The 6,000-nt window shown below is 45.4% G+C and carries 5 protein-coding genes; 4 read left to right on the top strand and 1 reads right to left on the bottom strand.

From position 1 onward, the window contains the following. Positions 1 to 34: 34 nt before the first annotated feature. Positions 35 to 445, top strand: coding sequence for an IS200/IS605 family transposase (gene tnpA, locus JFC05_RS11815; protein ID WP_420850570.1), 411 nt, complete (start codon positions 35 to 37; stop codon positions 443 to 445). 146 nt (positions 446 to 591) lie between these two features. Here the strand turns inward: tnpA and gltA are convergent, their stop codons facing one another. Further along, on the bottom strand, positions 592 to 1,872 hold the full coding sequence (gene gltA, locus JFC05_RS11810; protein ID WP_198337009.1) for a citrate synthase: 1,281 nt from the start codon (positions 1,870 to 1,872) through the stop codon (positions 592 to 594). Between the two features lie 1,087 nt (positions 1,873 to 2,959). On the opposite strand from gltA, the gene sdhC reads away from it, so the two are divergent. The 3 genes from sdhC to sdhA all read left to right on the top strand — a co-directional run bounded on the left by sdhC (position 2,960) and on the right by sdhA (position 5,993). Next, the gene (gene sdhC, locus JFC05_RS11805; RefSeq protein WP_075101402.1) at positions 2,960 to 3,346 is read left to right on the top strand and encodes a succinate dehydrogenase, cytochrome b556 subunit; all 387 of its coding nucleotides are present in this window, start codon (positions 2,960 to 2,962) and stop codon (positions 3,344 to 3,346) included. A gap of 2 nt (positions 3,347 to 3,348) precedes the next feature. Then, positions 3,349 to 3,753 (top strand): succinate dehydrogenase, hydrophobic membrane anchor protein, encoded by a 405-nt coding sequence (sdhD, locus tag JFC05_RS11800; protein ID WP_244658154.1) that lies wholly within the window; start codon positions 3,349 to 3,351, stop codon positions 3,751 to 3,753. A gap of 389 nt (positions 3,754 to 4,142) precedes the next feature. After that, a complete protein-coding gene (gene sdhA, locus JFC05_RS11795) occupies positions 4,143 to 5,993 on the top strand; it encodes a succinate dehydrogenase flavoprotein subunit (RefSeq protein ID WP_075101403.1) in 1,851 nt (616 codons plus the stop codon). Positions 5,994 to 6,000 lie beyond the last annotated feature (7 nt).

Here is a 6,000-nt window from a genome sequence, read left to right as displayed (position 1 = left end):
TGATATTCTCTTTTATTCCATATTGGTCTACTTAATAGAAAATGACTTAAGACGTGGTAGATACGTTGTCTTTAATTTGCATGTACATTTGGTCTTTGTCGCTAAGTATCGACGAGCAGTTTTCACCAAACAAGTTCTTGATGACCTTGAAGTTATCTTTGGTGATGTGTACAAAAAGCTTGAAGCCGAGCTTGTGGCGTTTGATGGTGAGGATGACTATGTGCATTTGCTGGTAAATTATCTACTAAACGTAGCTATCTCAAGCTTGGTTAATAGTTTAAAAGGCGTTTCTAGTCGGCTTATTCGCAAAAAGCAATATCCATCTATCTCTAAACAGTTATGGTGCAGTGCGTTGTGGTCACCCAGTTACTTTGCAGGCAGCTGCGGGGGTGCTCCAGTTGAGATTACCCGCCAGTATATCGAACAGCAAAATACGCCACACTAAACAGCTTTCTTTGCGTAAGCATAACTACTTAAGTTGCCTTATATCCACCCACTTCAGGGGGGGATATAAGGCAACGTTGGATAAAAAATCCCGCATATAGCGGGATTTTTTATGGTTCTTTTATACACGTGCCGTATCTAAGCAGATTACTTGCGGTCTTCTACTTTGACAAAGTCACGATGTGTCTCGCCAGTGTATAGCTGACGTGGGCGACCGATTTTGAACGGTGCGCTGTGCATCTCTAACCAGTGGCTGATCCAACCTGAGGTACGCGCCAATGAGAAGATCACGGTAAACATAGACGTTGGGATACCAATGGCTTTTAGGATGATGCCAGAGTAGAAGTCAACGTTTGGATACAGGTTACGCTCAACGAAGAACGGATCTTCTAAAGCGATTTTTTCTAGTGCCATGGCCAGCTCAAGCTTAGGATCGTTGATGCCTAGTGCGCCGAGTACTTCATCACAAGTCTCTTTCATGACTTGGGCGCGTGGGTCGAAGTTTTTATAAACACGGTGACCAAAGCCCATGAGCTTCACTTCACGGCTCTTCACTTTTTCCATAAATGCTGGCACGTTTTCGACAGTACCGATTTCATCTAGCATCTCAAGCACAGCTTCGTTGGCGCCGCCATGTGATGGACCCCAAAGGGCGGCGATACCAGCTGCGATACAGGCGTAAGGGTTGGCACCCGTTGAGCCGGCTAGGCGCACAGTAGAGGTCGAGGCGTTTTGCTCGTGGTCTGCGTGCAAGGTGAAGATTTTGTCCATCGCGCGGGTGACCACGTCGTTTGGCTCATAGTCCACATCAGCAGGCGTGGCAAACATCATGTACAAGAAGTTTTCCGCATAGCTAAAGTCGTTACGTGGATACATAAATGGTTCGCCCTGCGAGTATTTATAACTCATCGCCGCAAGCGTTGGCATTTTTGCGATTAGACGAATGGCGGTGATTTCGCGGTGCTCTTCGTTGCTGACGTCTAGGTTGTCATGATAAAACGCTGACAAGGCACCCACAACGCCCACCATAATCGCCATTGGATGCGCGTCACGGCGGAAGCCTTCAAAGAATTTACGTAATTGGTCATGCACGCCTGTGTGCTTACGGATTTTTTCAAAAAAGTCCGCTTTTTGCTCGGCGTTTGGCAAGTCGCCATGAATCAAGGCATAGGCCACTTCTAGGTATTCAGCATTGTTTGCCAGCTGATCGATAGGGTAGCCGCGGTGCAACAGTTCACCTTTACCACCGTCGATATAGGTAATTTTTGACTCGACAGGAGCGGTTACTTTGAAACCTGGGTCATAAGACCAAAAGCCTGAGTCTTGTAGAGCAGCAATGTCGATAACTGGGCGCCCTAAAGTACCTTTGATGATAGGAAGTTCGTATTCTTCACTATTGACGGTTAGTTTGGCATTAGTGTCAGCCATAAATTGCTCTCCATTGATTTAACTTGTCAGAATAAAATTACTATAGACGCATACCCTCGCGCCCAGGATTACTACAGGCGCATACCCTCGCGCCATGCTCAGTCAAACGGTCAAAATACATTTAACGCATTTAATATGCTGGGTATATTAGCAGCAATTCCCTGCGATTTGAAAAGACTTTTACCATCAATGCCGCTAATTGGCACGGTTTGGTCGTGTTTATTCACTGTAATTTTTGTATCAAAATATGTCTAATTGGTTATTTTGCCGCAAATCTTACTGTTTATTGGCGGCAAAGATGCGCTGTGATGTCACTTGAATTTTATAAGTATCAGACTTGGTATCCACAATTGGCGAGATGATTTGTCTGTGCAAGCTGGCAGTATGGATATGACAGACAAGGTACTTGCGGCAAATTTTTTTAGGATTGCTGGCCGTATCGCTATGTTTGATAAGACAAAACGCTGTTGTATTGTGAACTGATTGTTCCTTTTTTACCACATAATGGATAAATTTGTAATTATTGCCCAGTCATTTTATAATTGCAGCTACTTAACTGGCACGAGTTTTGTGCGAATTGATAAGTGGTCATGATATAGTGTCGTCTAGAGCTTCTCTATTCATACTGGTATTCATATTTGGTTACAGCTGGACAATGTCAATAGACCCAAACCCAACCGACGGTTTGAATGTTCTTGTTAACTGTTCTATTTTTAAACACTTAGCGTCAGGTTTGCACCCTTATAGATAACACAATCGCAAGATAACAAAACACGGTTATCTTGTGATAAGTGCGACCAGTAAAAATAGACTAGTTAATCGATCTTACTCATGTTTATTTTCTTTGTTGTATAATAGACAGGTTGTTTGACCGATCTGTTTGCCAAGCAGTTGTAAACCGAGCAGTCGTAGACAAAGTATCAATACCTTACCACATGATTCTTTCTTCACCTTTAGCACAAACTAAACGAAGTCAGCTAGCTCTTCCTTACTTTATTCGTCTCGTGTGTTGCTCTACGCTTAATTGACACAATCCCGATCTATGTCATGCGTTGATAGCAGATACAGGAGTATAACCGCAAAAAGGATGCCCGCTGTGAAAAGCAACCGACCTATTGATCTGCCTTTAAGCCAAGTGATTAGCGTTAATCGCTCACCGATTGCGATCGCTTCTATCTTGCATCGTATCTCTGGCATTATTTTATTTTTATTGATTCCTGTCATGCTGTGGTTACTACAGAACTCATTGGCGTCGCCTGAGAGTTTTGAAACCGTGTTTGACAACGTACTTGTGCGCTTTTTAGCATGGATATTTGTGGCTGCGATTGCTTATCACTTTGTGATGGGCATCAAGCACTTATTTGCTGATATGGGCATGAACGAAGAGCTAAAATCTGGCCGCGCCGCATCTAAGGTCAGTTTTGTGATTGCAGCGATTTTAATTGTCGCGTCATTTGTATGGGTGATGTTCTAATGATTAAAAATGATTCAGGAATCAAAAGCGCAACTGGTCTGACAGGTTCAGGCTCACGTGATTGGATTGTCCAGCGTATCAGCGCGGTCGTTTTGGCCGTTTATAGTGTGGTGTTGCTGGGTTTCTTTTTGACCCATGGCGATGTCACCTATCTTGAGTGGTCGTCATTTATGACCAGCTTACCGATGCGTCTGTTTAGCTTGGTCGCTGTGATGGCACTTGCAGGCCATGCTTGGGTAGGTATGTGGACCGTATTCACTGACTATATCACCTCAGGCAAGATGGGTGAGAGCGCGCCAAGATTGCGTTTGGTATTACAGACTTTGATGATTATCTCTATTTTAGTCTTTTTATTTTGGGGCATCATGATTTTTTGGGGTAATGGCTTTGGTGTCGTTGCTGTTTAATGATGAGGTGAGCACCCAAATTGGGTGGTAACGCCAAAATATCGATAAAAATGGATGGCTGTAAACGTGATTGATAGCTTGGTTATCACTGCCATTCATACATAGCCGAAAATAGTCATAGCATTGGGTTTGGTTACTTATTTATTTTATGTCTACTATTTTATGTTTAAAAAGACAAATGCGCTGATAGGGCGCTCGATAAATAAGCCGCCGAGCATAATACCGCTCAGCCCAGTATAACGATAGATATGCAAATTAAGTGGTTAAAGGCCAGATGTGTCATGTGCTTTAGGTAAGCTGCACTGAGAAAATAACTATTGGTGTACAGACACAGGACAGATAGCCTTTTTATTTACTTCTAAGCATTAACAGGCATTAGGAAAACCGTAATGGCAACTAGACAAGATAATACCATTAGTAATATTAAGACCCTAAACTACGATGCCGTCATCGTCGGTGGTGGTGGTTCAGGGATGCGTGCTTCACTGCATTTGGCTGAGTCAGGCATGAAGGTTGCAGTTTTGACCAAAGTATTCCCAACCCGTTCGCACACCGTCGCAGCCCAAGGTGGCATCGGTGCAAGTTTGGGTAACATGAGTAACGATAACTGGCACTTTCACTTTTATGACACGGTAAAAGGCTCAGATTGGTTGGGTGACCAAGACGCGATCGAATACATGTGCCGTGAAGCGCCAAAAGTCGTCTATGAGCTTGAGCACATGGGCATGCCGTTTGACCGTAACGAAGATGGCACTATTTATCAGCGTCCATTTGGTGGTCATACGTCAAACTATGGCGAAAAAGCGGTACAACGCGCGTGTGCGGCAGCTGACCGTACAGGTCACGCCCTGCTACATACGCTGTATCAAAAAAACCTAGAGCAAGGCACCGAGTTCTTTATCGAGTGGATCGCGCTTGATTTGATCAAAGACGAAGATGGCAACATCAACGGTGTGGTGGCGATTGAGCAAGAGACTGGTACCATCGCTGTCTTCCAATCACCAATCACCGTGCTAGCGACAGGTGGTGCAGGCCGTATCTTTGCCGCGTCTACCAACGCTTATATCAACACAGGCGACGGTATCGGTATGGCCGTGCGTGCTGGTATCCCGCTACAAGATATGGAGTTTTGGCAGTTCCACCCAACCGGCGTGCATGGTGCCGGCGTACTATTGACCGAAGGGTGCCGCGGTGAAGGGGCTATACTGCGTAACAAAGATGGCGAAGCGTTCATGGAGCGTTATGCGCCAACGGTCAAAGACCTAGCGCCTCGTGACCTTGTATCGCGCTCGATGGACCAAGAAATCAAAGAAGGCCGCGGCTGTGGTCCGAACGCTGACCATATCGTAATGGACATGACGCACCTAGGTGTCGATACCATTATGAAGCGTCTACCATCAGTGTTTGAAATCGGTAAAAACTTCGCCAACGTCGACATCACCAAAGAGCCAATTCCAGTTATCCCGACCATTCACTATATGATGGGCGGTATTCCAACCACGATTCATGGTCAGGTCATCGTACCAGATCTAGAAGCGGGTACCGATGAAAACGGTCTATACGCTAAAGGCAACGTGGTAAAAGGCCTCTATGCCATCGGTGAGTGTGCGTGCGTCAGTGTCCACGGTGCCAACCGTTTAGGTACCAACTCACTTCTTGACTTGGTGGTATTTGGCCGCGCGGCTGGTAAGCACATCGTTGATGAGTTCCACCATGCCGATCACAACTATAAGCCATTAGATCCACGTGTGCTTGACTTCACCATGCGTCGCCTAGACAAGTTGCAGCAGTCTACTGAAGGCTACAATGCGCAAGATGTCGCTGATGAAATCCGCGCTACTATGCAAAAACATGCCAGCGTATTCCGTACTCAAGCCATCATGGACGAAGGTGTCGAAAAAATCTTGGCACTGGGTGAAAAAATCGACAAGATCCACTTGGCTGATAAATCACAAGTCTTTAACACCGCTCGTATCGAAGCCTTTGAAGTGGCAAACTTATACGAAGTTGCGAAAGCCACAATGATTTCAGCGGCGCATCGTCACGAAAGCCGCGGCGCGCATAGTGTCTCTGATTACGATCGTCCAGAAGATGATGATTACGCACCAAATGGCCGTAACGATCACGAGTGGATGAAGCATACCTTGTGGTATTCTGAAGGCAACCGCATCATTTACAAGCCAGTTCGTAAAGTGCCGTTGACAGTCGACTATATCGAGCCAAAAGTCCGCGTCTACTAATATTGGA

This window comes from Psychrobacter celer (genome assembly GCF_016107555.1).
GTDB classification, from domain to species: domain Bacteria; phylum Pseudomonadota; class Gammaproteobacteria; order Pseudomonadales; family Moraxellaceae; genus Psychrobacter; species Psychrobacter celer.
Note: the sequence above shows the minus strand (reverse complement) of the source record. Positions and strands in the feature narration are given on the sequence as shown.